The sequence below is a fragment of the Modestobacter sp. VKM Ac-2978 genome, assembly GCF_026968025.1.
In the GTDB taxonomy this organism is placed as follows: Bacteria; Actinomycetota; Actinomycetes; order Mycobacteriales; family Geodermatophilaceae; genus Modestobacter.
In genome coordinates, this window is record NZ_JAPVBP010000010.1 from 116,628 (window position 1) to 142,035 (window position 25,408).

Genomic DNA, 25,408 nt, shown 5'->3' on the forward strand with positions numbered 1-25,408 from the left:
CATGTCCCCGCAGTTCCTCAGCAGCACCCCCCTCACCGCATCACTCCTGCGCGGTGCGATCGATCTCGAGCACACCGACCGAGGTCTCGTCCCGCACCGGCTCCCCGCCTGGGCGCGCGCGCAGTACGCCGACGGGCAGCTCGCGATGGCCGAGTCCCAGCCCTCAGGAGTCCGGCTGGTCTTCCGGACCGCCGCCACCACGATCGAGCTCGACACGATCGGGACGAAGGTCGCCTACGCGGGCGCTCCGGTGCGTCCCGACGGGCTGTACGACCTGGTGGTCGACGGTCAGCTGACCGACCAGGCCACCGTGTCCGGGGGCGACGTCCTGTCGTTCGACCTGACCAGCGGGTCGGTCGAGCACCGCCCCGGGCCCGGAGGGACCGTCGCCTTCACCGGTCTCCCGGCGCAGGCCAAGGACGTCGAGATCTGGTTGCCGCACAATGAGACCACCGTGCTGGTCGAGCTCCGGACCGACGCACCCGTCGAGGCCGTCACCGGCGACACCCGTCCGGTGTGGCTGCACCACGGCAGCTCCATCAGCCAGGGCTCGAACGCGGCCAGCCCGTCCACCACGTGGCCCGCGATCGCCGCTTCGGCCGCCGGCGTGGACCTGGTCAACCTCGGCTTCGGCGGGAGCGCCCTGCTGGACCCGTTCACCGCGCGCACGATGCGCGACCAGCCGGCCGACCTGATCAGCGTGGCCATCGGGATCAACCTGGTGAACACCGACCTGATGCGCCTCCGGGCGCTCACCCCCGCGGTGCACGGCTTCCTGGACACCATCCGGGACGGCCATCCGACGACGCCGCTGCTGGTGGTCTCGGCGATCCACTGCCCGATGCAGGAGGACACGCCCGGCCCGATCACCATTGACCCGGCGACCTACGGCACCGCACAGGTCCAGTTCATGGCCACGGGGAATCCGGCGGAGGTGGCGGCGGGGAAGCTGACCCTGCGGGTCATCCGCGAGGAGCTGGCGCGGATCGTCGCCAGCCGGGCGGAGGCGGACCTCAACCTGCACTACCTGGACGGGTTGGAGCTCTACGGCGAGGCCGACGGCGGCGCGTTGCCGCTCCCGGACAAGTTGCACCCCGACGCGGCCACCCACCGACTCATCGCCCGGCGCTTCGCCGAGCACGTCTTCGCGCCCAACGGCCCCTTCGGCGGGTAGGCGCCACACCCTCGGCGTACCCGACCGGAGCCTCCCGGCCGGACCGACCGATCCCCGTCGTCCTGGCCCGGCTGTTTTCCCCGGACGTCGTCGACGGCGCACCTGCGGGAGGGCATCGCCGGCGCGGACCGCACACCCTCCGCCGCCGAGCTGGGCGGGATCGGCCGGCAGTTGGCGTCGTCGAGGACTCGCGCGGGCCGCCACGCGCTCGCCGTGCACGGGGTTCCGCGACGACGTCGTGGACCTCGCCCGCAACCGTGAGCCGGGCCAGCACCTGGAGCAGATCGCGGCCGACTTCGGGATCAGCGAGTCGGCCTGACGAACCGGATGGAGGTCGCCGACGTCGAAGACGGGGCCGAGCCCGGGACCACGGTGTCGGACGGCCGCCATGGAGTCGTTCTCCGCCCTGCCGCAGAAGACATGGCGCGACAGGAGGAAGGGCAGCGCCCAGACACGCGGAGGGGCGCCTGCTTGCCCCTCCCCGCGACCTCGGCCGGTGACGGGCTGGGCCAGGTCATAGCCTCTCCGTCATGCGAGCCGTGCAGATCACCGAGTTCGGTGGCCCCGAGGTCCTCAACGTCGTCGACCTGCCCGACCCCACCCCGGGAGACGGCGAGCAGCTCTTCGACGTCTCGACCGCCGGCATCAATTATGCCGACACACATCAGACCGAGGACAGCTACCTCGCCAAGCAGCAGCTGCCGCTGATCCCGGGGGCCGAGTTCGTCGGCACCCCGGCCGGTGGCGGCCAGCGCGTGGTGGGGCTGCTGCCCGGCGGCGGCTACGCGGAGAAGGTGGCCGCGCACCCGCGGCTGACCTGGCCGGTGCCGGACGGGGTGACCGACGAGCAGGCGCTCGCCGTCGTCCTGCAGGGCGCCACCGCCTGGCACCTGCTGCGCACCTCCGCCCACCTGGCCGAGGGCGAGTCCGTCGTCGTCATCGCCGGCGCCGGCGGGGTCGGCACGCTGGCGATCCAGCTGGCCAAGCGCTGGGGCGCCGGCCGGGTCATCGCGACCGCCTCCAGCCCGGAGAAGCGTGAACTCGCCGAGTCCCTCGGCGCCGACGCCACGGTCGACCCGGCGCTGGCCAACGACGACCCGAAGTCCTTCACCGCGGCACTCCGCGAGGCCAACGGCGGCAAGCGGGTCGACATCGTGCTGGAGATGACCGGCGGCAACGTGTTCAACGGGTCGCTGTCGGCGCTGGCCCCGTTCGGCCGGCTGGTCGCCTACGGCATGGCCGGGCGCGAGGCCCCCGCCACGGTCGCCGTGCCCGCGCTCATGGGCACCAGCCGGGCGGTCATCGGCTTCTGGCTGGCGCACTGCATGACCCGGCCGGAGATGATGGACGCCGCGATGACCGACCTGCTGTCGATGGTCGCCGACGGCAGCCTGAAGCCGGTCTCCGGCGGCCGCTACCCGCTGACCGCCGTCCGCGAGGCCCACCAGGACCTGCTCGCCCGCCGCACCACCGGCAAGCTCGTCCTCGACCCGACCCGCTGAGCACCTGCCCCTCCCCGGCGCACCCGGGGAGGGGCTACAGCAGCCGGTTGGTCCAGAGCAGGGACGCGACGACGCCGAGGAACGCGAACAGCAGGCCGCCGCGGACGAACCACGGGCTGATGTCCTGCGGCTCGGTGGTGTAGCCGATCTGGCTGCCCAGGTCCTCGAACACCTCCGACAGCTCCTCGGCGCTGGCCGCCTCGCTGTAGCTGCCGTCGGTCTCCTCGGCGATCTGCTCCAGCGTGGCCCGGTCGACCGGCACCGGCACCCGCTCCCCGTTGATGTCCAGCGTGCCGTAGTCGGTGCCGAACGCGATCGTGGAGACCGGGACCGAGGCGGCGTTGGCCGCGTCGATCGCCTGGGTCGCCTCCCGCCCCACGGTGCTGTACCCGTCGGACAGCAGCACGATCCGCGCCGGCGGCGCCTCCATGCCCTCCGAGGCCAGCGTCGCCTGGTAGTTGGTGATGGCGGTCAGCGAGGTGAAGATCGCGTCCCCGATCGCCGTCGCCTCGGCCAGCTCCAGGTTGTCGATCGCGGTGAGCACCTCGTCCCGGTCCGTGGTCGGCGTGACGAGGGTGGCCGCCGTCCCGGCGAAGGCGACCAGGCCCAGGTTGATCCGCTCCGGCAGCACCTCGACGAACTCCTCGGCCGCCAGCTGCATGGCCTGGAAGCGGTCGGGCTCGACGTCGGTCGCCCGCATCGACAGCGAGACGTCGACGGCCATGATCACCGTGGCGCGCTCCCGCGGCACCCGGACCTCTGTGCTCGGCTGCGCCAGCGAGGTGACCAGCACCGCGAGGCCCAGGGCGACGAGCCCGAAGGCGACGTGCCGGCGCCAGCCCGCCCGCTTCGGCACCAGCGAACCGAGCAGCGCCACGTTCGTGAACCGGGCGGCGTACTTGGCCCGGCGGCGCTGCAGCACCACGTAGAGGCCGACGAGGGCCACCACCGCCAGCAGCGCGGTCAGCCACCACGGGGACTGGAAGGTCATCGGGAGGCCCCTCCGCTGCCGGCGCGCCGGCGGTCGGCGACGTAGCGGACGACGTCGGCCAGCCAGTCGCGGTCGGTCTGCAGTCTCAGGTGCCCGGCACCGGCCCGGCGCAGGGCGGCGGCGATCTCACGGCGCTGCGCGGCGGCGCCCTCGGCGAAGCGGCGGCGGACCTCTGCGTTGCCGGTGGGCACCTCGAGCGTCTGGCCGGTCTCCGGGTCGACGACGGTCAGCAGCCCCACGTCGGCCAGCTCCAGCTCCCGCGGGTCGACCACCTCGATGGCCAGCAGGTCGTGCCGGGCCGACAGCCCCCGCAGCGGGCGCTCCCAGTCGGCGGTGCCCTGCGCATCCGATCCGAGGAAGTCCGAGATCACCACCACCAGTCCGCGGCGCCGCGGCGGGCGGCGCAACGACTCCAGCGCCTCGGCCAGGTCGCCGCGCCGGCCGGCGCCGGCCCGCGGGGTCGCGACGACGGACCGCAGCAGCCGGTCGGCGGCCAGCCGCCCGGGGCTGGCCGGGTACCGGTCGACCCGCTCGCCGGTGGTGACGACGGCGCCCAGCCGGTTGCCGCCGTGCACGGTCAGGTGGCTCACCGCCGCGAGCCCGGCGATCGCCAGGTCCCGCTTCTCGCACTCGGCCGTGCCGAAGTCCAGGCTCGCCGACAGGTCGAGGACGACCCACGTCTCCAGCTCGCGGTCGGCGATGGTCTCCCGGACGTGCGGCACCTGGGTGCGCGCGGTCACCGGCCAGTCCATCCGCCGGACGTCGTCCCCGGGGTGGTAGGTCCGCGAGTCACCGGCCTCGCTGCCCGAGCCGGGCACCAGCCCGAGGTGGTCGCCCTGCAGCAGCCCGTCCAGCCGATGGCGGACGGTCAGCTCCAGGCGGCGCAGCAGCACCGCCGAGTTGCTGCCGGGGCCGAAGTGCGGCGGCGCGCCGTTCCCCGCCGCCCGGCCGGTGTCGTCCGGACCGGTCACACCGACTGCGGCCCGAAGCCGCCGTCGGGACGACCGCCACCCTGCGGGGCACCGTTCGGGCTGCCCTGCGGGGCACCGTTCGGGCCGCCCTGCGGCGGGCCGAACGACGGGCCGCCGAAGCCGGGCACCGACGGGCCACCGGGGGAACCGGGCCCGTAGCCGGCGGCGCGCTGCCGCGGGGTGACCTGCGGCAGCGGCACGCTCTGCACCACCCGCTTGACGATGTGGTCGGCCGGTACGCCGTCGGCCAGCGCGTCGTAGGAGAGCACCAGGCGGTGCCGCAGCACGTCACCGGTCACGTCGAGCACGTCCTGGGGCAGCACGTAGTCGCGGCCGCGGATCAGCGCCAGCGCCCGGCTGGAGGCGATCAGGCCCAGCGAGGCGCGCGGGCTGGCGCCGTAGGAGACCCAGCTGGCGACGTCGGGCATCCCGTGCTCGTGCGGCGCCCGGGTCGCCACCACGAGTCGGACGACGTAGTCGACCAGCGCGTGGTGCACGAACACCTCCGAGGCGGTGCGCTGCAGCCGGCGCACGTCCTCGGGCCCCAGCACCGGCTGCGCCTCCGGCGGGGTCGACCCCATCCGGTAGATGATCTCGCGCTCCTCCTCCGGGCTCGGGTAGTCGACGAGCACCTTGAGCAGGAAGCGGTCGCGCTGGGCCTCAGGGAGCGGGTAGACGCCCTCGTTCTCGATCGGGTTCTGGGTGGCGAGCACCAGGAAGGGGTCGGGCAGCGGGTGGGTGACCCCGCCGATGGACACCTGCCGCTCGGCCATGACCTCCAGCAGCGCCGACTGCACCTTGGCCGGCGCACGGTTGATCTCGTCGGCGAGCAGGAAGTTGGCGAACACCGGGCCGAGCTCGGTGGCGAAGGTGTCCTGGCCGGACTTGTAGATCCGGGTGCCGATGATGTCGGCCGGCACCAGGTCCGGGGTGAACTGCAGCCGGGAGAACTTGCCGCCGACGACGGTCGCGAGGGTCTCCACGGCAAGGGTCTTCGCGACGCCGGGCACGCCCTCGAGGAGCACGTGCCCCCGAGCCAGCAGCCCCACGAGCATCCGCTCGACCAGCCGGTCCTGGCCGACGATGACCCGCTTGATCTCGAACAGCGCACGCTCCAGGCGGGCGGCGTCGACCGAGGGCGGGGTGGGCTGTTCGGGGGCGGGCGAGCTGCCTGCGGCGGTCACGCGTCGAGTGTCCTACACCTGCCTGTGCGGGCGACCGCGGCTGCGTCGTGCGGGGGACGACGACACCCGTTCGGGGCGTCGTCGTCCCCTGCCCGGAGACCGGCTGGACTGCTAGCCTGACGCTCGCGTCGGGCAGCTCCCCCCGTGGCTGCCCGACGCCTCACACGCGTGCCGGGCCGGCCTCAGGCGGTGGGGCGCACCGCACCGAAGTAGTCGCTGCCGAACCACATGGTGCTGATCCGCACCACGTCCCCGCTCTGCGGAGCCTGGATGACCTTGTTGCCGCCGATGTACAGGGCCACGTGGTAGATCGAGCTGTAGTTGCTGCCGCTCCCCCAGAACACCAGGTCGCCGGCCTGCAGGTCGTTGCGGCCCACCGTCCGGTCGCTGAAGCGGGCCCACTGCGCCCGGCTGGTGCCACCGATGGCGATGCCGGCCTGGGCGTAGGCGTACTCGGTCAGCCCCGAGCAGTCGAAGCCCCAGATGTGGGTGTCCGGCGGGATGCCGTAGCTGGGACCGCGGCTGCCGCCACCACCCCACGAATAGGGCAGGCCCTGCTGGGTCTTCGCCGCCGCGATGGCGGTCTGCACGGCCGACCCGGACGGGGCACCGGCGTTGTTCGGCACCGGGGCCGGCGCCGGGGCGGGCCTGGGTGCCACCGGGACCGGCACGGGAGCGGGCGCGGGAGCCGGAGCCGGAGCCGGCGCGGGCGCCGGTGCCGGAGCCGGCGCCGAGCGGCCGCTCCCCGAGGACGGCGACGGAGCGGCCGGGGACGGCGAGGGAGCCGGGGCCGCGGCCCGCTGGGCGGCCGCGCGCTCCTCGGCCGCCTGCCGCGCACCCTCCAGGCCGAACAGCGTCTGCTGCGCCTGCACGAGCTCCTGCTCCACCTCGACCTGCTGGGTGGCCAGGGCAGCAGCCTGGCCGCGGGCGGCGACCTCCTGCACCTGCGCGGCGGCCAGCAGCTCGGCGGCCTCGGTCTTCAGCGTCTCGGCCTCGCCGACCGCCTGCTGGGCGGCCTGCTCGGCGACGGTCGCCTGCTCCTGCAGCACGGTGAGCTCGGCGACGACGTCGACCCGGTGCTCCCCCACGGCGCCGAGCAGCGCAGCGCGCTCGATCAGCTCCCCCGGTCCACCGGCGGTCATCAGCGCCCGGGCACCGGGGTTGGTGCTGCCCTGCTTGTAGCTGTCCCGGGCGAAGGCGGCGACCTCGCCCTTGCCCACCGCGACGTCGGCGGCAGCCTGGCCGGCAGCGGCCTGCGCCGCGTCGGCGGCGGCGCGCGCCTCGTCGTAGGCGCCCTGACGCTCTTCGTAGTCCTGCAGCGCGATCTGCGACCCGATGCGGGCCTCGTCGACCGCGGCCTGCGCCCCGGCGAGCTGACCGGTGATCGCCCCGACCCGGGCGGCGGCCTCCTCGCGGGCCTGCTGGGCGGCGGAGATCTCGCTGTCGCTCGGTGCCGCCGCGGCCGTCCCGGGGGCGACCACCAGACACGCGGCGACGACGGTGCCGGCGGCGAGCGCACGCTGCACCCAGCGGGCACCTGCTCGTCGTCCTGTGCTGACCTGCGTACCGACCTGTGCGTGCACGAACCCGACTCCTCCGTTGCCCGGCGCCAGGGTGTTCGACGACGCCGGTCTCGACCAGTCCCGGCACACCCCTCGGGGTGTGCTCTCGCGGGGTCATCGACCGGATCGGGTGAACGGCTGAGCGCCGTCGGAGGGACCTCCCCCGTCGGGGTGAGGTGGATCAGCACGCACGGTGAGCACCGGCCCAGCCCAAGGGACCGGGCCGGCAGGCCCTCAGTTGACCTGGCGCTCGGAGTCCGCCCAGAAGGACTCCCGCAGCTTGAACTTCTGGATCTTGCCGGTGGCGGTGCGCGGGATGCCGTCGCGGAACTCCACCCGCTTGGGGGCCTTATAGCCGGCCAGCGTCGTCCGGCAGTGCGCGATGATGTCCGCCTCGGAGGCGGTGGCGCCCTCGGCCAGCACGACCAGCGCGGTCACCATCTCCCCCCACCGGTCGTCGGGCACGCCGATCACCGCGACCTCGGCGACGGCGGGGTGGCTGAAGACGGCGTCCTCCACCTCGATGGAGGAGACGTTCTCCCCGCCGGAGATGATCACGTCCTTCTTCCGGTCGGAGATGGTGAGGAAGCCGGCGTCGTCGACGGAGCCGCCGTCGCCGGTGTGGAACCAGCCGCCGTCGAGGGCGTCGGCGGAGGCCTCCGGGTTCTCCCAGTAGCCGGCCAGCACGGTGTTGCCCTGCGCCAGCACCTCACCGGACTCGCTGGTGCTGATCCGGGTGCCCAGCGCCGGCGACCCGGCCCGGGACAGCGCCTTCGCCCGGGTCTGCACGTCCATCTCGTCGTACTCGGCCCGGGGCCGGTTGATCGTCAGCAGCGGCGCGGTCTCGGTGAGCCCGTAGATCTGGTTGAACTCCCAGCCCAGCTCCTCCTCCACCCGGGCGATCGTGCGCGAGGGCGGCGGCGCCCCGGCGACGATGATCCGCACCCGGTCCCGCCCGGGCACCTCGCCGTCCCAGTCGGCGGCCGCGTCGAGCACGGCGTTCCAGACGGCGGGTGCACCGGCCATCAGCGTGACGCCGTGCTGCTCCACCCGGCGGAGGATCTCGGCGCCGTCGACCTTGCGCAACGCGATCTGCGTGGCCCCCACGCCGGCCGCCGTGTAGGGCAGCCCCCAGCCGTTGCAGTGGAACATCGGCAGCGTGTGCAGGTAGACGTCACGGTCGCTGACCTGCATGTGCAGGCCGAACGTGGTGGCGTTGACCCAGAGGTTGCGGTGGGTCATCTGCACGCCCTTGGGCCGCGCCGTCGTCCCGCTGGTGTAGTTGATCGTCGCGGTGGCGTCCTCGTCCGGCGCGGACCACGGCCGCGGCTCCGCGTCGTGCCGGAGCAGCCCGGACTCGTACTCCTCGCCCAGCAGGAAGCGGTGCGGGACGTCGATGCCGGACAGCTGCGACTCCACCTCCGGGTCGGCCAGCAGCACGCGCGCGCCGCAGTGCTCGACGATGTAGGCGAAGTCCGCCGGCGCCAGCCGGAAGTTGACCGGCACGAGCACCCGGCCGAACGAGGGGACGGCGTAGAGCAGCTCGAGCAGCCGGGCCGAGTTGTGGCTGACCACCGCCACCCGCTCCCCCTCGCCGATGCCCAGCGCGTCCAGCCCGGCGGCGATCGCCCGGGCCCGTCGGGCCACGTCGCGGTAGCTCAGCTCCCCCAGCGAGGCCGCCGGCTGGGTCGGCTCGTCGACGACGCCGAGCCGGTCGCCGTAGACCAGCTCCGCCCGGTCGAGGAAGTCACGGGTGGTCAAGGGCACGCGCATGCCGGGCTCCCCGGGGCCGAGGCCGGCTGCGGTGCCGGCCGCTGTCCGAACGTGGTCGCCGTCACGCTAACGGCCACGGCGCGCGACCACGAGCCGCTCAGTCCGCGGCGGCCAGCAACCGGGGCAGCGCCTCGCTGATCGGCTCCCGCACGACCAGGTCGGCGAGCCCGTCGTAGGGGGTCGGCTCGGCGTTGACGATGACCACCCGGGCGCCGGAGGCGGAGGCCACCTCGACCAGCCCGGCCGCCGGGTGCACGCCCAGGGAGGTGCCGACGGCCAGGAGGACGTCGCAGTCGGCGGCGGCCTGCGCGGCGGCGTCGAGCACGTCGGCGTCCAGTGCCTGGCCGAAGCTGATCGTCGCCGACTTGAGGACGCCGCCGCAGTCGACGCAGGCGGGGTCGGCCTCGCCCGCGTCCACCCGGGCCAGTGCCTCCGCCATGGGCGTGCGCGCACCGCAGGCCAGGCACTCGACCTCGCGGACCGTGCCGTGCAGCTCCAGCACCGCGCTGCTGCCGGCGGCGGTGTGCAGCCCGTCGACGTTCTGGGTGAGCAGCGCCCGCAGCCGGCCCTGCCGCTCCAGCTCGACCAGCGCGGCGTGGCCGGCGTTGGGGCGCGCATCGGGGGCGGTGTCCCGGCGCATCAACCAGGCCCGGCGGCGGATCTCCGGGTCGGCGACGTAGTACGAGAGGGTCACCAGCTTCTCCGCGTCCGGGTCGCGGGTCCAGACGCCGTTGGGGCCGCGGTAGTCGGGGATGCCGCTGTCGGTGGAGATGCCGGCCCCGGTGAGCACGCAGATCCGGCGTGCCTCGGCGAGCCAGGCGGGAGGGGTCACCTCCCCAGGCTAGGCAGCCACCGCCTCCGGCAGCGGCTCCCCGACCTCCGACCGCAGCGGCCCGGCGACCACGGGCGGCAGCGCCGGGCGCCGGACCGCGCGGGACGCCGCCGCGACCAGCCGCGGCACCAGCAGCCACACCGCCCCGGCGTAGACCGCCCCGAGCAGCGTGTCCACCACGTAGTGCTCCCCGGACCACACCAGCACGACCGGCATCGCCACCGCGTAGCCGACCAGCGCCACCCGCTGCCAGACCCGGTGCGCGACCGGCAGCAGCACCAGCGCGGTCAGGACGGCGAAGGCGGTGTGCAGCGAGGGCACCGCCGCCACCTGGTTCACCTGCCCCTGCCCGGCCGACAGCAGTGCACCTGCCTTCTGCAGCCCCAGCACGGCCCAGCCGGAGTTGCTCAGCCGGTCCACGTGCTCGATGACGCCGTCCTTCGCGGCCAGCCACGGCGGGGCGGCCGGGTACAGCACGTAGGTGACCAGCCCGGCCGCCGACAGCCCCACGACCAACCGGGCGAACGCCGTCCAGCGGCTCCGGTCGCGCAGCCAGAGGACCCCGAGCACCACCGGCGTCACCACGAAGTGGCTGCTGTAGACCAGCGACGCGAACACCGCCCACGCCTCGCTGCCCCAGTGCTCCTGCAGCCAGACTGTGGGCAGCACGCCACCGGCGAGCCAGCGGTCGGCGGCCGCGAGCTCACCGACGGCAACCGGCACGCCCAGCCCGTCGGCGAACCCGCGGCTGAGGTCGTAGAGAAGCAGGACCCCGGCCAGCGGCAGCCAGTCGGCGAACAGCCGCAGCAGCACCGGCCATCCCCGGCCCAGGGACTGCACCGCCAGCACCGCCAGCACCCAGCCCAGCAGCACCAGGCGATCGGTCGGCAGGCCGGTGACGAGACAGGTGGCGACGAAGGCGGCCAGCAGCCCGCCGGTCCCCAGCGCGCGCGCACCGCGGTGGCGGGCCGCCGGGAGGTCCGGCTGCCCGACCGGGGACGTCGTCGTTCCCGTGGTCTCCGCGAGGGTCATGGCGCGGCACGCTAGGTGACCCAGCGCACGTGTGGCGGCCGCCGGCGCACGGCACGCCGTGGGCGCGCGTCCCCCGTGACTGCGGTGACTGGCCGGGCACGTGGGGTCGGGAACGGCACCCGGGCCCGAGCGCCGTCCGTCGTGAGGATGCTCACCGAGGGTGAGGAAGGGTGGCCTTGCTCCACACAACCGGCCGAGGGCTGGGATGATCGGGGGTGGCACATCGAGGCGCAGGACGCGCGCAGGACCAGCGAGGGTGAGGCGCAAGAGTGGCAGCCAGCAAGAACAGCTTCGGAGCCCGGGCGACGCTCGACGTCGACGGGACCGAGTACGACATCTTCCGGCTCGACGCGGTGGAGGGCGCCGACAAGCTGCCCTTCAGCTTGAAGGTCCTGCTGGAGAACCTCCTCCGCACCGAGGACGGCGCGGACATCACCGCCGACCACATCCGCGCCCTGGCGAACTGGGACCCGTCCGCGGAGCCGGACCAGGAGATCCAGTTCACCCCGGCCCGTGTGGTGATGCAGGACTTCACCGGCGTCCCGTGCATCGTCGACCTGGCCACCATGCGCGAGGCGATGGCCGACCTCGGCGGCGACCCGCAGAAGATCAACCCGCTGGCCCCGGCCGAGCTGGTCATCGACCACTCGGTCATCGCCGACGTCTTCGGCACGCCGGAGTCCTTCGAGCGCAACGTCGAGATCGAGTACCAGCGCAACGGCGAGCGCTACCAGTTCCTGCGCTGGGGCCAGGGCGCCTTCGACGACTTCAAGGTCGTCCCCCCGGGCACCGGCATCGTGCACCAGGTCAACATCGAGCACCTGGCCCGCGTGGTCTTCCCGCGGCAGGAGGGTGACCGCACCCTCGCCTACCCCGACACCTGCGTGGGCACCGACAGCCACACCACCATGGTCAACGGCCTGGGCGTGCTGGGCTGGGGCGTCGGCGGCATCGAGGCCGAGGCCGCGATGCTCGGCCAGCCCGTGTCGATGCTCATCCCCCGGGTCGTCGGCTTCAAGCTGTCCGGCCAGCTGCCCGACGGCGCGACCGCGACCGACCTGGTCCTCACGATCACCGAGATGCTGCGCCAGCACGGCGTGGTCGGGAAGTTCGTCGAGTTCTATGGCGCCGGCGTCTCGGCGGTCCCGCTGGCCAACCGCGCCACCATCGGCAACATGAGCCCGGAGTTCGGCTCCACCGCGGCGATGTTCCCGATCGACGAGGAGACCATCACCTACCTGGAGCTGACCGGCCGCAGCGCCGAGCAGGTCAAGCTGGTCGAGACCTACGCCAAGGAGCAGGGCCTCTGGCACGACGCGTCCCGCGAGCCGGTCTTCTCCGAGTACCTGGAGCTGGACCTGGCCACCGTCGTCCCCTCGATCGCCGGCCCGAAGCGCCCGCAGGACCGGGTCGCGATCACCGACGCCAAGGAGGCCTGGCGCGAGGCGCTGCCGGCCTACGTCGCCGACGGCGAGACCGGCGGGGAGGACCGGAAGCCCGGCGTCCCGTCCAACGAGCAGCCCTACGGCGTCGAGTCCGCCGCCGACGAGGCGTCCGCGGAGTCCTTCCCGGCGTCGGACCCGGTGAGCCCGTTCGGGCACGGCAACGGCGAGGCCGGCAAGCCGCACCCGTTCGTGTCCGACCACGTGCTCCCCGACCGGCCGAACAAGCCGACCAAGGTCGTGATGGAGGACGGCACCGAGACCTACGTCGACCACGGTCACGTGGTGATCGCCGCCATCACCTCCTGCACCAACACCTCCAACCCGCAGGTCATGATCGGCGCCGCGCTGCTGGCGAAGAACGCCGTCGAGCGGGGCCTCACCAGCAAGCCGTGGGTGAAGACGACGCTGGCGCCGGGGTCCAAGGTCGTCATGGACTACTACGAGAAGGCCGAGCTCACCCCCTACCTGGAGAAGCTCGGCTTCTACCTGGTCGGCTACGGCTGCACCACGTGCATCGGCAACTCCGGCCCGCTCCCCGAGCCGGTCTCGGCCGCCGTCAACGAGGCCGACCTCGCCGTCGTCTCGGTCCTGTCGGGCAACCGGAACTTCGAGGGCCGGATCAACCCCGACGTCAAGATGAACTACCTGGCCAGCCCCCCGCTGGTCATCGCCTACGCGCTGGCCGGGTCGATGGACGTCGACCTGAACAACGACTCGCTGGGCAAGGACACCGACGGCAACGACGTGTACCTGCGCGACATCTGGCCCTCGCCGCAGGAGGTCCAGCGGGTCATCGACCACGCCGTCTCCGCGGAGCAGTTCGGCCGCAGCTACCAGGACGTGTTCGCCGGCACCGAGCAGTGGCAGGCGCTGCCCACCCCGGAGGGCGACACCTTCGAGTGGGACGCGCAGAGCACCTACGTCCGCAAGCCCCCGTACTTCGACGGGATGCCGGCCGAGCCGTCCCCCGTCGAGGACATCTCCGGGGCGCGCACCCTGGCGGTGCTGGGTGACTCGGTGACCACCGACCACATCTCGCCGGCCGGCTCCATCAAGGCCGACAGCCCCGCCGGGAAGTACCTGCAGGAGCACGGCATCGAGCGCCGCGACTTCAACTCCTACGGCTCCCGGCGCGGGAACCACGAGGTGATGATCCGCGGCACCTTCGCCAACATCCGGCTGCGCAACCTGCTGGTGCCCGGCACCGAGGGCGGTGTCACCAAGAACCACCTGACCGGCGAGACCACGTCGATCTACGACGCCTCGCGGGCCTACGCCGAGGCCGGCGTGCCGCTGGTGGTGCTGGCCGGCAAGGAGTACGGCTCCGGGTCCTCCCGTGACTGGGCGGCCAAGGGGACGGCGCTGCTCGGCGTCAAGGCGGTCGTCGCGCAGAGCTACGAGCGCATCCACCGGTCGAACCTGATCGGCATGGGCGTCCTGCCGCTGCAGTTCCCCGAGGGCGAGTCGGCCGAGTCGCTCGGCCTGACCGGGGACGAGGAGTTCACCATCACCGGGGTCACCGCGCTGAACGACGGCACGATCCCCCGCACGGTGAAGGTCAAGGCGGGCGACGTGGAGTTCGACGCCCGCGTCCGGATCGACACCCCCGGCGAGGCGAACTACTACCGCAACGGCGGGATCATGCAGTACGTGCTGCGCTCGCTCCGCGGCACCGTCTCCGCCTGATGGACCTGGGCCTGGGCGGCCGCGGGCTCCTGCTCACCGGCGCCAGCCGGGGGCTGGGGTTCGCGACCGCCCGGGCCCTCGTCGACGACGGGGCCCGGGTGCTGATCAGCTCCCGGTCCCCCGAGTCGGTCGACGCCGCCGTCGCCTCGCTCGGCGGGGCGCCGGCGGCGTCCGGGCTGGCCTCCGACCTGGCCGACCCCGCGGCCGCCGAGGATCTGGTCGGCGCGGCGGTCGACCGGCTGGGCCGGGTCGACGGCGCACTGATCTCCGTCGGCGGGCCCGCACCGGGCAGCGTGCTGGATGTCCCGGAGGACGCCTGGCGGGCCGGGGTCGAGAGCGTGCTGCTCGGGCCGCTCCGGCTGATCCGGGCGCTCGTGCCGCACCTGTCCCCCGACGCCGCGATCGGGCTGGTGCTCTCCACCTCGGTGCGCCAGCCGATCGGGCACCTGGCCATCTCCAACGGCCTGCGGCCCGGGCTGGCGATGACCACCAAGGCGCTCGCCGACGAGCTCGGGCCCCGCGGCATCCGGGTCTTCGGGCTGCTGCCCGGCACGATCGCCACCGACCGGGTCACCGAGATCGAGGCGGCCTCCGGCGACCCGGCTGCCGCCCGCACCCGCACCGAGGCGTCCATCCCGCTGCGCCGGGTGGGCCGCCCGGAGGAGTTCGGCGCGGTCGCCGCCTTCGCCCTCTCCCCCGCCGCCTCCTACGTCACCGGCACCATGCTCGCCGTCGACGGCGGCATCACCCGCGCACTGTGAGAAAGGACCCCCTCATCCCCCACGACTCGCAAGCTCGCGGCGGGCCCCTACGAGGGGGCCAGCCCGTGTTGGTCGCCTGCGCGCACGGCACCCGCAACCCCACCGGCCGGCGGCTGATCGGTCAGCTGGCGCTCGCCGCCCGCGCCCTGCGGCCGGGGCTCACCACCACCGCGGCCTTCGTCGACGTGCAGCCGCCCACCGTCGTCGACGTCGTCCGCGGGCTGGGCGAGTCGGCGACCCCGGCTGTCGTCGTCCCGCTGCTGCTGTCTGGCGGGTACCACGTGCACGTCGACATCGCCGGTGCCGTCGCCGACCACCCGTCGGCGGTGGCAGCCCGGCCGCTGGGACCCGACGCCCGGCTGGTGGGCGTGCTCACCGACCGGCTGGTCGCCGCCAGCGCGGACCGCGCCGACCCGGCCACCGCGATCGTCCTGGCCGCCGCCGGCTCCAGCGACAAGCGCTCGGTGCAGGACGTCGAGGACACCGCCGCGCTGCTCCAGCGCGACTGGGCCGGCCCGGTCACCACCGGCTACGGTTCGGCCGCCCAGCCCCCCGTGCCCGACGCGGTCGCCGCCGCGCGCGCGGCCGGCGCCCAGCGGGTCGTCGTCGCCGCCTACCTGCTCGCGCCCGGACACTTCCACGACAAGCTCCAGGGCGCCGGCGCGGATTGCGTCACGGCGCCATTGCTGCCCGACGAGCGGATCGCCGCCGTCCTGCTCGACCGCTACGACGCAGCCCTCACCCCGGCCTGATCCCGCTCACTGCAGCGCCAGCACCAGGCAGACGACGGCCAGCACCAGCGCGACGGGCGTCATCACCAGGCGCTCCCGACGGCTGCGTGAGGCGGCGTTCATCAGCACCCCGACCGCGAAGTACGCCGTGAGCACCCAGATGGCCACGTCGGCCACACCGCGCGGGAGGACGTCCAGCGCACCGGCCACCTGCAGGATGAGCGCGGCGAACAGCCCGTAGAGCACGAGGGACACCGCGCTGCCGATCCGCAGCGCCGCCGGCAGGACGACGTGCTGCCCGCCCCACGCGAACCGGCCCAGCGGCGCACCGGCGATCAGCGACACCTGGAAGACGGCCAGGCAGCCCAGCACCACGACACCCACGACCGCGACGATCATGATCACGCGGCGCAGGCTACCGACCCGGGAGGATCTCCCGCGGTTCTGTTCGCCCCCGCAGGGCCAAGATCGCGACTTCGGCCCTCAGGGGCCGGTGGCGACCGGGCGGTCGGGGTCGGCGGACCACTGCGACCACGAACCGGGCCACAGGGCCGCCTCGATGCCGGCCTCGGCGAGCGCAGCCACCTCGTGTGCGGCGGTGACGCCGGAGCCGCAGTAGACGCCCACCGTCGTCCCCGGCCGGACGCCCAGCGCGGCGAACCGCTCGGTCAGTACAGCGGCTGTAGCGAAGCGACCGTCGGTGGCCAGGTTCTCCGTGGTAGGGGCGCTGACCGCACCGGGCACATGGCCGGCCCGCGGGTCGACCGGTTCGACCTGGCCGCGATAGCGCTCACCGGCCCGGGCGTCCAGCAGCACCCCGCCCGTTGCGGGCAGCGCAGCCGCCTCGTCCGCGGTGAGCACGGGCATCCCCCCGCCGGTCAGCACCACGTCGCCGGGCTCGGGGACGACGTCGCCGGCCTCCAGCTCGCCACCGGCCGCGGTCCAGGCCGCCAGCCCGCCGTCGAGGATCGATACGTCGGTGTGGCCGCCCCAGCGGAGCAGCCACCAGGCCCGGGCCGCCGCCAGGCCGCCCGTCGCGTCGTGGACGACGACCCGCGAGCCGGTGGAGATCCCCCACCGACGGGCCGCTGATTGCAGTGCCTGTACCGAGGGCAGCGGGTGCCGCCCCGCCTCCGGTGACGCGTCGGCGGCGAGCTCGGTGGGCAGGTCGACGTAGACGGCGCCCGGCAGGTGACCGGCCCGGTGCTGCTCCCGGCCGTCCGACCTCCCGAGCGCCCAGCGGACGTCGAGCAGGACGACGTCGCCGGTGCGGCCGAGCAGCTCCTCGGCCGCGATCAACACGGTCACCGTGCTGCCTCGTGCCGCGCTGCCTCCAGTTCCTCGGTCAGCGCGTTCAGGGCGCCGGCCCGGCCGCCGTAGCGGGCCGGGGTGCTCTGCAGCAGGGCGACCTTCCAGCGCCCCCCGTCCTCGACGGCGGTGAGCGCGTGGACGGTGTGCCGGGACGGGTCGACGGCGTCGCCCCCGGGCGGCACCATCCCGGCCACCGCGTGCAGCACGACCACGCCGTCGGTCAGCCTGCGCACCGAGCGCACGACGCCGACGAAGGTGGGTGTGGCGTGCTCGGTGAACATCCGGCGCATGTCGGCGGCGATGCTGAGCCGGCCGCTGCGCAGGGTGCCGTCGAGGTCGATGAGCTCGCCGTCGTCAGCGAAGACCGAGGACACCGTCACGCCGCTGCGCTGGTTCCATCCCGCCAGGTACCGCGCGTACAGCGCCCGGATCTGGGTGTCCTGCGGATGACCTGCGCTCAAGGGAGTGCTCCTGCGGGTGGTACGAGTGGGTCAGGAGTGACCGTAGTGTGCCCGCCCCGCCGGGGCCGACCCCGTGCCCTCGAGCCGTGGTCCGACCTGGGTCCGGAGGTGCCGCTCAGAAGGCGGCGAGGGGTTCGGCGACGAACCCACCGTCCCGCTGTGACACGTGCCAGACGCGGACGTCCTTGCCGCCGATCTCGTCCTTCTCGTGGAAGCGGACCCGCTCGTCGAGCGGCACGCCGTGGCCGCGGACCAGCAGCGGCCCGCCGCTGTCGACGGTGAACTCGGCGTCCCCGAGGAACAGCTCCAGGGACGGGACGTCGCCGGCCGGCGGCACGGTCACCGGGCACGGCCGGCCGGAGGCGACGGATGGCGGCGGCTGGATGGTCAAGGTGGGCCTCCCATGGCTCGGGTGACGGGCGCCGTCGGGGGGAACGTGCCACGGGCGCGGCCGGTGCGCAGTGCTCGCCACTGCCCTCCGGCACGGCCACCACGGTGGGTATACCGCTCCGGACGCTCCGCTCATCCGACCTGGACGGCCCGGTCCTCTCCGGCCGGGGCGAACTGGGTCCGGTAGAGGTCTGCGTAGTGGCCGCCGGCGGCGAGCAGCTCGTCGTGGGTGCCGCGCTCGACGATCCGGCCGGCGTCGACCACCAGGATCTGGTGGGCTCCGCGGATGGTGGACAGCCGGTGCGCGATCACCAGCGAGGTCCGTCCGGCCAGCGCCGCGTCCAGCGCGTGCTGCACCGCCACCTCGGACTCGCTGTCCAGGTGGGCGGTCGCCTCGTCCAGGATCACGATGCCCGGTGCCTTCAGCAGCACCCGGGCGATCGCCAGCCGCTGCTTCTCCCCGCCGGACATCCGGTGCCCGCGGTCGCCGACCACGGTGTCCAGCCCGTCGGGCAGGGAGTGCACCAGCGCGGCGATCCGGGCCCCGGTGAGCGCCGACCACAGCTCGTCCTCGGTGGCGTCGGGCTTGGCGTAGCGGAGGTTGGCCCGGATCGTGTCGTGGAACAGGTGGGCGTCCTGGCTGACCACGCCGATCGCGTCGCGCAGCGAGGCGGTGGTGGCCTGCCGGACGTCGACCCCACCGACCCGCACCGTGCCCTCGGTGACGTCGTAGAGCCGGGACACCAGCGCGGCGATCGTCGACTTCCCGGCGCCCGAGGTGCCGACCAGGGCGACCAGCTGGCCCGGTTCGGCCCGGAAGGAGACGTCGTGCAGCACCTCGGCCGGCTGCCCGTGCTCGGGGACGGCGACGTCCTCCAGCGACGCCAGCGACACCTCCGCCGCCGACGGGTAGCGGAAGGAGACCGACTCGAACTCCAGGGACCGGTCCTCGGCCGGTACCGGCACCGCGTCGGGGGCCTCGGCGATCATCGGCGCCAGGTCGAGCACCTCGAACACCCGGTCGAAGCTGACCAACGCGCTCATCACGTCGACCCGCACGTTGGCCAGCGCGGTCAGCGGCCCGTAGAGCCGCGCCAGCAGCAGCGCCAGGGCGACGACGTCACCGGCGGACAGCTGCCCGGTGAACGCCAGCCAGCCACCGAGCCCGTAGACCAGGGCGGTGGCCAGCGCGGCGACCAGGGTGAGGGCGGTGAAGAAGGTGCGGCCGTACATCGCCGAGAGCACACCGATGTCGCGCACCCGCGACGCCCTGCCGCGGAAGGAGTCCGCCTCGACCTCGGGCCGGCCGAACAGCTTGACCAGCAGCGCCCCGGCGACGTTGAACCGCTCGGTCATCGTGGCGTTCATCGAGGCGTTGAGCCCGTAGGACTCCCGGGTGATCGTCTGCAGCTTCTTGCCGATCCGCTGGGCCGGCACCACGAACAGCGGCACCATCACGATCGACAGCAGGGTGATCCGCCAGGAGAGGCTCAACATGACCCCGGCGGTCAGCACCAGGGCGATCACGTTGGAGACGACCCCGGACAGCGTGGAGGTGAAGGCCCGCTGGGCGCCGATGACGTCGTTGTTCAGCCGGCTGACCAGCGCACCGGTCTGGGTCCGGGTGAAGAACGCGACCGGCATCCGCTGGACGTGCTCGAAGACCCGGGTGCGCAGGTCGTAGATGACGCCCTCGCCGATCCGGGCGGAGTACCAGCGCTGCACGAGCGAGCTGGCAGCGTCGAGCACGGCCAGCCCGGCGATGAACAGCGCGATCCGGACGATGTCGCCGGCCGTGCCGGTCAGGTTGGCGATCCGGTTGACGATGTCGCCGGCCAGCAGCGGGGTGACGACCCCGATCACCGCGGAGAAGACGACCAGCGCCAGGAAGCCGATGAGCTCGCGCCGGTAGGGACCCGCGATGCCCAGGATCCGGCGCACCGTCCCCTTGGGGACGCCGTGGGACGTGACCGAGCGGTCGGTGCTGAACGACCGCATCGCCGCCATGGACGTCATCGGTGAGTCCACGACACGCCCCCTGTTGCTGGATCCGGTTGATCACCGAGCCGAACAGCCGGGGCGGCCGCCGTGTTCCGTCCGGTCAGTCCCGCCCGGCCAGTCTCCGCAGCCGGCGCACCTGGGCCGCCCGCTCGGCGGCGTCCTGCTCGTCGGGCCCGTTGCGGACGGCCGAGCGCACCAGCGCCAGCGTCTCCCGGGCGGCGTCGGCGTCCGGCCCCAGCAGCGCGGCGACCAGGTCGGCCACCGCCCCGTCGAGCTCGGCGGTCGGGACGGCGAGGTTCGCCAGCCCGGTGGTCACGGCCTCGGCCGCGCCCACCGCCCGGCCGGTCAGGCAGATCTCCACGGCGCGGCTGTAGCCGACCAGCTCGACCAGCGTGCTGGTACCGGTGAGGTCGGGGACCAGCCCGAGGCCGGCCTCGGGCAGCCGCAGCTGGGCGTCCTCGGTGAACACCCGGAGGTCGCAGGCGAGCGCCAGCTGGGCGCCCGCGCCGATGGCGTGCCCCTGCACCGCCGCCACCGAGACGACGCCGGGCGAGCGCAGCCAGCGGAACGCCGCCTGGTACCCCCGGATGCGCTCCTGGGCCGCCTCGGTGGGCAGCGAGCCCAGCTCGGCCAGCCCACCGGGCACCCCGGGGTCGGCGCTGAAGAGCGTGCGGTCCAGGCCGGCGGAGAACGCCCGGCCCGCGCCGCGGACGACGACCACGCGCACGCCGTCGTCCAGTGACTCCCCGACCGCGCGCAGCGCCGCCCAGGTGGCCGGGGTCTGCGCGTTGAGCTGGTCGGCCCGATCGAGGGTCACGGTGAGGACGGCGCCCTCGCGCGCCGTCCTCACCCAGCCGTCGGGCTGCTCACTCACGCAGACTTCTTGGCGTTCCGGTTCGCCCCACCCCGACCGCGGAGGGTGGCGCCCGACTCCGACAGCAGACGGTGCACGAAACCGTAGGAGCGGTTGGTGGAGGTGGCCAGCGAGCGGATGCTCTCCCCGCCGTCGTAACGCTCCCGGAGCTCGCCGGCCAGCGACGTCCGGTCGTCCCCGGTGATCCTCTTGCCCTTGCTCAGGTCCGCAGTGCTCGAGTCGGCCATGACTCCCCTCCGTGTCAGGGGTGCTGCCGACTCCTGCCGACGACATCCCGCTGATCCCCCGGCGCCGATGTCCCGGTGACCTCGGCGTCCCACTGGCCATGATCACCCAGGCCGGGAGGGTCGGCCACCGCAACAAGAACGCGCACCGCCGAATCAGCAGGTCACCGCGGGGCGACCGGATCCTGTCGTTACGCGAGCGAGACCAGATCGGCGAAGTCGGCGCTCCAGGTGTCCTCGGTGCCGTCGGGCAGGATGATCACCTTGTCGGGGTTCAGTGCGTGCACCGCGCCCTCGTCGTGGGTCACCAGCACGATCGCGCCCTGGTAGGTGCGCAGCGCCTCGAGCACCTGCTCGCGGCTGGCCGGGTCCAGGTTGTTGGTCGGCTCGTCCAGCAGCAGCACGTTGGCGCCGGAGACCACCAGCGTGGCCATCGCCAGCCGGGTGCGCTCACCACCGGACAGCGTGCCGGTCCGCTGGTCGACGGCGTCGCCGGAGAAGAGGAAGGCGCCGAGGATCTTCCGCAGCTCGGTGTCGGTGCTCCCCGGAGCCGAGGACCGCATGTTCTCCAGCAGCGTGCGGTCCATGTCGATCGTCTCGTGCTCCTGCGCGTAGTACCCGACCCGCAGCCCGTGCCCGGCCTTCACCTCACCGGTGTCCGGCTGCTCGGTGCCGGCCAGCATGCGCAGCAGGGTGGTCTTGCCCGCGCCGTTGAAGCCCAGGACGACGACCCGGGTGCCCTTGTCGATGGCCAGGTCGACGCCGGTGAAGATCTCCAGCGAGCCATAGCTCTTGCTGAGGTGCTCGGCGGTGAGCGGCGTCCTGCCGCACGGGGCCGGCGTCGGGAAGCGCAGCTTCGCGACCTTGTCCTGCACCCGGACCTGCTCCAGGCCCGCGGCCAGTCGCTGGGCGCGCTTGTCCATGCTCTGCGCGGCCTTGGCCTTGGTGGCCTTGGCCCGCATCTTGTCCGCCTGGGCGGAGAGTGCGTCGATCTTCTTCTCGGCGTTGGCGCGCTCGGACCGGCGGCGTCGCTCGTCGGTCTCCCGGGCGTCCAGGTACCGCTTCCAGCCGAGGTTGTAGACGTCGACCGTGGCGCGGTTGGCGTCGAGGTGCCACACCTTGTTGACGACGGCGGCCAGCAGCTCGACGTCGTGGCTGATGACGATCAGCCCGGCGCGGTGGCTGGCCAGGTAGCCCTTGAGCCAGACGATGGAGTCGGCGTCCAGGTGGTTGGTGGGCTCGTCGAGCAGCAGCGTGTCGGCGTCGGAGAAGAGGATCCGGGCCAGCTCGACGCGGCGGCGCTGGCCGCCGGAGAGCGTGCGCAGCGGCTGCTGGAGCACCCGGTCGGGCAGGCCGAGGTTGGTGCAGATCCGGGCCGCGTCGCTCTCCGCGGCGTATCCACCGAGCGCGGCGAACTGGTCCTCCAGCCGCCCGTACTGCCGGACGGCGCGGTCCATCTCGGCGTCGTCGGCGGGCTCGGCCATCGCCACCTGCGCCTTGGTCAGCTGCGCCTTCAGCACGTCCAGGCCGCGGCCGGACAGCACGCGGTCGCTGGCGGTGATGTCGAGGTCGCCGCTGCGCGGGTCCTGCGGGAGGTAGCCGAGCTCACCGGTCACGTCGACCTTGCCGGCGTGCGGCACGCGCTCCCCGGCGAGGGTGGTCAGGGTCGTCGTCTTGCCAGCACCGTTGCGCCCGACCAGCCCGATTCGGTCACCGGGCTGGACCCGCAGATCGGCTTCGCTGATGAGGATCCGGGCGCCGGCACGCAGCTCGAGGCCGGTCGTCGTGATCACTGACCCCATGATAGGCGCTCGACCGCCATCGGCCGACCGGATTGCCAGGTGACCTCCACGTCACCTGGGGTACGCAGGGCACCAGCCGTGGTCGCAGGCGACGGTCCAGACAGCGGAGGTGAGCGGTGCCCGGCAGCCCTGAGGTGGTCTACCCACCGCCGCTGGGCCGTCCCCCGTCGACCACGGCGCCGACGGACGCGGCGCCGACCGACACCGGCACCGGCGACGTCGCACCCCAGCAGGTGCTCCTCGGCGCCGGCGCGGTCGCCGTGGTCGCCGCAGGCGCGGCCACGCTCACGGACGCCGGTTCCGTCCCGGGCCTCCTCGTGGTCGCCCTGCTCACCGTCGCCGCGACCCTGGGGTCGCTGCGCGCGGGGCGCCGGGGCCTCCGCAGCAGCGAGGAGGCCCTCGCCTCCGCCGCCGTGGTGCTCGCCGCGGTGGCCGCGTGGTCGGCCGGGGACGGCCCCGGCGGCCCGAGCGCGGTGCTGCTGTCCCTGCTCGCCGCGGTCTTCGTCGTCCTCGGCCTGATCGCGCGGACGACGCTCACCTGGCCGATCGCCGCCTGGGGAGCCGGGCAGGGGGCGGTGCTGAGCGCGCTGACCGGCTCCGGGCTGTCGCTGGCCCCGCACGCCTCCGCCGTGCTGGCCACCGCCGTCGCCGGGCTGGTGATCACGCTGACCGTCCGCCGGGCCGTCGCGGTGGTCACCCTGGTCACCGCGGCCGCCTGGTGGGTGACGGGGGTCGTGGAGGCCACCGCCCACGTGTGGACGACGGAGTCGGTCGCCGCCGCGCTGGTGCCCTCCGCTCTGATGCTGCTGGCGGCCGGTGCGCTGCTCGCGCTGCCTCGACGAGCAGACCTGCGGCCCGTGCTGGGTCCCCCGGCCGCCGTCCCGGTGGCGGCCGGGCTGGTGGCCGGGCTGGTGGCCGGGGCCGCCGTCGCCGGGCTACTGCAGGCCGCGGGGCCGGTCGGGGTGCTGACCAGCGGCTACCTCGGCCTGGCGCTCGCGACGGTGGTCGGTGCGGTGGCCTCCCCGGGACCGTCCCGCCTGCTCCGCCCGTCGGGTCTCGCCGCCGCCGCGGTGCTCACCGGGCTGGCCGTCGTGCAGCTGCTCGGGTCGGGACGCTGGACGGCGCTGGCTGCCCTGGTCGCGGTCGCCGCCGTCCCCGCGCTGGTGGTCGCCGCCCGGCGGCCCAGCGACCGCCGGTGGGCGCTGCCGGTCGTGGTGGGCTGCCTGGCCGCCGCCGTGCTGCTGGCCGAGGCCGACGGCAGTCTCGGGTCGGCGCCGGCCGGTCAGCTGCTGGTGCTGTGGTGCCTGCTGGCCCTCGGCGCCGCGACCGCCCTGCGCGGGCAGCCCGCGGAGCTGCCGTTGACCTGGACGGCCGCGGCGGTCGCCGCTGCCGGGCTGGCGCACCTGGCCGGCACCGGGCACCTGCCCGGCCTGGCCCTCGCCCTGGCCGTCGTCGGCGTGGGCTTCATCGCCTCCGGCACGGTCACCGACCGGGCACCCGTCCGGGCCGGTGGGTGCACCGCGCTGGTCCTGGCCGCCTGGCTGGCCGCCGGCAGCGCCGGGATCGGCGTGCCGGAGGCCTACACGCTCCCGGCCGCCATGGTGCTGTGGCTGTACTCAGGACGACGACTGACCCGCGGCGCGTCCTGGCCGGCCTGGGGCCCGGGACTGGTGGTCGCCTTCGTCCCGTCGGTCTGGCTGGCGGCCACCGAGCCGGACCTGCTGCGGCTGGTGCTGGTCGTCCTCGCCGCCACGCTCTCCGCGACCGCGGGCAGCCGCTGGCAGGTGCAGGCCCCGCTGGTGGTCGGTGCCGCGTCGTTGACCGCGGTGGCCCTGGGGCGACTGGTCGTCCACCTGCCCCTGACCGGCCTGCTCGCGGTCGGGGCGGCCGGAGCTGTCCTGCTCGCCGCGGGGGCGGTCTACGAGCAGCGTCGGACGCGCGCCCGCGCAGCCCTCGCCCGCGTCACGGACCTGCGCTGACGCCACCGTTACAGCAGCTGTAATCGGTGACCACAGGCCTGGACGCGGCACAGTCCCGGACCTGAACTCGATGAGGCCACGGGTCAGGAGCTGAAGAGGACCTCGGCGCCGACCGGGCGCCAGCCCGCCGCCAGGAACGACCGCAGCGAGGCGGTGTTGGCCGGGGCGACCTGCGCCCACAGCGGCTCGCCGCCGGGCACCAGCGCCGGGGCCGCAGCGGCCAGCGCGGTGCCCAGACCACGACCCCGGGCCGACGGGTGGACCTCCACACTGGCCTCCCACCGGCCGCCGACACCACGGCCCAGGACCAGCAGGGCGGCGCTGTCCGGCGTCGTCCACACCCGGACGCCGGAGCGGTGCCGCAGCGCCCGCCGCACCCTCGGGTGCTCGCCGGGCGCGACCTCCGCGAGCTCCAGGCTCGGGCGCACCGGAGCCGGCGGGGCGATCAGCAGCCCGTCCAGCACGCCGGGCTCCGCGCCGACCTGGTCGGCCAGCGCCGACAGGAAGCGGGCCCCCAGCGGCGCCTCGATCGGCTCGCGCGCGACCTGCGCGGCGACCCAGTCCGGGTCGACGTCTGCGGCCACGACGTGCCAGCCGGTCCCCCCGACGACGAGTGCCGGCGCCCGCCGTCCGTCGAGGAGGGCAGGCGCCGGCACGGTCGTGACACTCGCAGCAGCCGGCGGGGTCTCCCCCACGGCCAGCTGGTCGAGCAACGTGCGCAA

General features: G+C 74.2%; 22 protein-coding genes. 6 read left to right on the forward strand and 16 right to left on the reverse strand.

Features of this window, described 5'->3' with window-relative positions:
- The first annotated feature begins 1 nt into the window (after position 1).
- Entirely contained in the window at positions 2-1,174 is a 1,173-nt protein-coding gene (locus tag O2W53_RS21460) for a GDSL-type esterase/lipase family protein (protein WP_269165103.1), read from the forward strand.
- A 530-nt stretch (positions 1,175-1,704) separates the two neighbouring features.
- The gene (locus O2W53_RS21465) at positions 1,705-2,676 is read left to right on the forward strand and encodes a quinone oxidoreductase family protein (protein WP_269165104.1); all 972 of its coding nucleotides are present in this window, start codon (positions 1,705-1,707) and stop codon (positions 2,674-2,676) included.
- 34 nt (positions 2,677-2,710) lie between these two features.
- Here O2W53_RS21465 and O2W53_RS21470 read toward each other — a convergent pair whose 3' ends face one another.
- The 7 genes from O2W53_RS21470 to O2W53_RS21500 all read right to left on the reverse strand — a co-directional run bounded on the left by O2W53_RS21470 (position 2,711) and on the right by O2W53_RS21500 (position 11,021).
- Positions 2,711-3,667 carry a VWA domain-containing protein gene (locus tag O2W53_RS21470; protein ID WP_269165105.1) on the reverse strand — a complete coding sequence of 319 codons (957 nt, stop codon included), beginning with the start codon at positions 3,665-3,667 and terminating at the stop codon, positions 2,711-2,713.
- Positions 3,664-4,638, reverse strand: coding sequence for a DUF58 domain-containing protein (locus O2W53_RS21475; RefSeq protein ID WP_269165106.1), 975 nt, complete (start codon positions 4,636-4,638; stop codon positions 3,664-3,666). The genes O2W53_RS21470 and O2W53_RS21475 overlap by 4 nt, the downstream gene beginning before the upstream one ends.
- Positions 4,635-5,822, reverse strand: coding sequence for an AAA family ATPase (locus tag O2W53_RS21480; protein ID WP_269165107.1), 1,188 nt, complete (start codon positions 5,820-5,822; stop codon positions 4,635-4,637). The genes O2W53_RS21475 and O2W53_RS21480 overlap by 4 nt, the downstream gene beginning before the upstream one ends.
- Before the next feature lie 182 nt (positions 5,823-6,004).
- Positions 6,005-7,405: a C40 family peptidase gene (locus tag O2W53_RS21485; protein ID WP_269165108.1), complete on the reverse strand. Its 1,401-nt coding sequence runs from the start codon at positions 7,403-7,405 to the stop codon at positions 6,005-6,007.
- Between the two features lie 213 nt (positions 7,406-7,618).
- Positions 7,619-9,157, reverse strand: coding sequence for an AMP-binding protein (locus tag O2W53_RS21490; protein WP_269165109.1), 1,539 nt, complete (start codon positions 9,155-9,157; stop codon positions 7,619-7,621).
- Between the two features lie 97 nt (positions 9,158-9,254).
- A complete protein-coding gene (locus O2W53_RS21495; RefSeq protein ID WP_269165111.1) occupies positions 9,255-9,989 on the reverse strand; it encodes an SIR2 family NAD-dependent protein deacylase in 735 nt (244 codons plus the stop codon).
- Between the two features lie 9 nt (positions 9,990-9,998).
- Entirely contained in the window at positions 9,999-11,021 is a 1,023-nt protein-coding gene (locus O2W53_RS21500; RefSeq protein ID WP_269165112.1) for a phosphatase PAP2 family protein, read from the reverse strand.
- Between the two features lie 269 nt (positions 11,022-11,290).
- On the opposite strand from O2W53_RS21500, the gene O2W53_RS21505 reads away from it, so the two are divergent.
- The 3 genes from O2W53_RS21505 (at position 11,291) to O2W53_RS21515 (ending at position 15,665) form a co-directional block, all read left to right on the forward strand.
- Positions 11,291-14,152, forward strand: a complete 2,862-nt coding sequence (locus O2W53_RS21505) for an aconitate hydratase (RefSeq protein ID WP_269165113.1) — start codon at positions 11,291-11,293, stop codon at positions 14,150-14,152.
- On the forward strand, positions 14,152-14,913 hold the full coding sequence (locus O2W53_RS21510) for an SDR family oxidoreductase (protein ID WP_269165114.1): 762 nt from the start codon (positions 14,152-14,154) through the stop codon (positions 14,911-14,913). The genes O2W53_RS21505 and O2W53_RS21510 overlap by 1 nt, the downstream gene beginning before the upstream one ends.
- Before the next feature lie 65 nt (positions 14,914-14,978).
- Positions 14,979-15,665 (forward strand): sirohydrochlorin chelatase, encoded by a 687-nt coding sequence (locus O2W53_RS21515; protein ID WP_269165115.1) that lies wholly within the window; start codon positions 14,979-14,981, stop codon positions 15,663-15,665.
- Between the two features lie 6 nt (positions 15,666-15,671).
- On the opposite strand, the gene O2W53_RS21520 is transcribed toward O2W53_RS21515, so the two are convergent.
- The 8 genes from O2W53_RS21520 to O2W53_RS21555 all read right to left on the reverse strand — a co-directional run bounded on the left by O2W53_RS21520 (position 15,672) and on the right by O2W53_RS21555 (position 22,698).
- Positions 15,672-16,043, reverse strand: a complete 372-nt coding sequence (locus O2W53_RS21520; protein WP_269165220.1) for a hypothetical protein — start codon at positions 16,041-16,043, stop codon at positions 15,672-15,674.
- A gap of 84 nt (positions 16,044-16,127) precedes the next feature.
- Positions 16,128-16,952 (reverse strand): sulfurtransferase, encoded by an 825-nt coding sequence (locus tag O2W53_RS21525; protein ID WP_269165116.1) that lies wholly within the window; start codon positions 16,950-16,952, stop codon positions 16,128-16,130.
- Positions 16,949-17,416 carry an SgcJ/EcaC family oxidoreductase gene (locus O2W53_RS21530; RefSeq protein WP_036338644.1) on the reverse strand — a complete coding sequence of 156 codons (468 nt, stop codon included), beginning with the start codon at positions 17,414-17,416 and terminating at the stop codon, positions 16,949-16,951. The genes O2W53_RS21525 and O2W53_RS21530 overlap by 4 nt, the downstream gene beginning before the upstream one ends.
- Before the next feature lie 115 nt (positions 17,417-17,531).
- Entirely contained in the window at positions 17,532-17,807 is a 276-nt protein-coding gene (locus O2W53_RS21535) for a hypothetical protein (RefSeq protein ID WP_269165117.1), read from the reverse strand.
- A 131-nt stretch (positions 17,808-17,938) separates the two neighbouring features.
- Positions 17,939-19,822, reverse strand: coding sequence for an ABC transporter ATP-binding protein (locus O2W53_RS21540; protein WP_269165118.1), 1,884 nt, complete (start codon positions 19,820-19,822; stop codon positions 17,939-17,941).
- 85 nt (positions 19,823-19,907) lie between these two features.
- On the reverse strand, positions 19,908-20,681 hold the full coding sequence (locus tag O2W53_RS21545) for an enoyl-CoA hydratase/isomerase family protein (protein WP_269165119.1): 774 nt from the start codon (positions 20,679-20,681) through the stop codon (positions 19,908-19,910).
- Entirely contained in the window at positions 20,678-20,908 is a 231-nt protein-coding gene (locus O2W53_RS21550) for a helix-turn-helix domain-containing protein (RefSeq protein ID WP_269165120.1), read from the reverse strand. Before O2W53_RS21550 ends, O2W53_RS21545 begins: the two co-directional genes overlap by 4 nt.
- Positions 20,909-21,096: 188 nt before the next feature.
- Positions 21,097-22,698, reverse strand: a complete 1,602-nt coding sequence (locus tag O2W53_RS21555) for an ABC-F family ATP-binding cassette domain-containing protein (RefSeq protein ID WP_269165121.1) — start codon at positions 22,696-22,698, stop codon at positions 21,097-21,099.
- 125 nt (positions 22,699-22,823) lie between these two features.
- Between O2W53_RS21555 and O2W53_RS21560 the strand changes: the two genes are divergently transcribed.
- The gene (locus O2W53_RS21560) at positions 22,824-24,686 is read left to right on the forward strand and encodes an SCO7613 C-terminal domain-containing membrane protein (protein WP_269165122.1); all 1,863 of its coding nucleotides are present in this window, start codon (positions 22,824-22,826) and stop codon (positions 24,684-24,686) included.
- Between the two features lie 83 nt (positions 24,687-24,769).
- On the opposite strand, the gene O2W53_RS21565 is transcribed toward O2W53_RS21560, so the two are convergent.
- Positions 24,770-25,408 carry a GNAT family N-acetyltransferase gene (locus tag O2W53_RS21565; RefSeq protein ID WP_269165123.1) on the reverse strand — a complete coding sequence of 213 codons (639 nt, stop codon included), beginning with the start codon at positions 25,406-25,408 and terminating at the stop codon, positions 24,770-24,772.

What these genes read in the sequence shown, in the direction of transcription:
- O2W53_RS21460 (WP_269165103.1), top strand. Translation starts at nt 2, where the DNA reads ATGTCCCCGCAGTTCCTCAGCAGCACCCCCCTCACCGCATCACTCCTG.
- O2W53_RS21465 (WP_269165104.1), top strand. Translation starts at nt 1,705, where the DNA reads ATGCGAGCCGTGCAGATCACCGAGTTCGGTGGCCCCGAGGTCCTCAAC.
- O2W53_RS21470 (WP_269165105.1), bottom strand. Translation starts at nt 3,667, where the DNA reads ATGACCTTCCAGTCCCCGTGGTGGCTGACCGCGCTGCTGGCGGTGGTG.
- O2W53_RS21490 (WP_269165109.1), bottom strand. Translation starts at nt 9,157, where the DNA reads ATGCGCGTGCCCTTGACCACCCGTGACTTCCTCGACCGGGCGGAGCTG.
- O2W53_RS21500 (WP_269165112.1), bottom strand. Translation starts at nt 11,021, where the DNA reads ATGACCCTCGCGGAGACCACGGGAACGACGACGTCCCCGGTCGGGCAG.
- O2W53_RS21510 (WP_269165114.1), top strand. Translation starts at nt 14,152, where the DNA reads ATGGACCTGGGCCTGGGCGGCCGCGGGCTCCTGCTCACCGGCGCCAGC.
- O2W53_RS21520 (WP_269165220.1), bottom strand. Translation starts at nt 16,043, where the DNA reads ATGATCGTCGCGGTCGTGGGTGTCGTGGTGCTGGGCTGCCTGGCCGTC.
- O2W53_RS21540 (WP_269165118.1), bottom strand. Translation starts at nt 19,822, where the DNA reads ATGACGTCCATGGCGGCGATGCGGTCGTTCAGCACCGACCGCTCGGTC.
- O2W53_RS21550 (WP_269165120.1), bottom strand. Translation starts at nt 20,908, where the DNA reads ATGGCCGACTCGAGCACTGCGGACCTGAGCAAGGGCAAGAGGATCACC.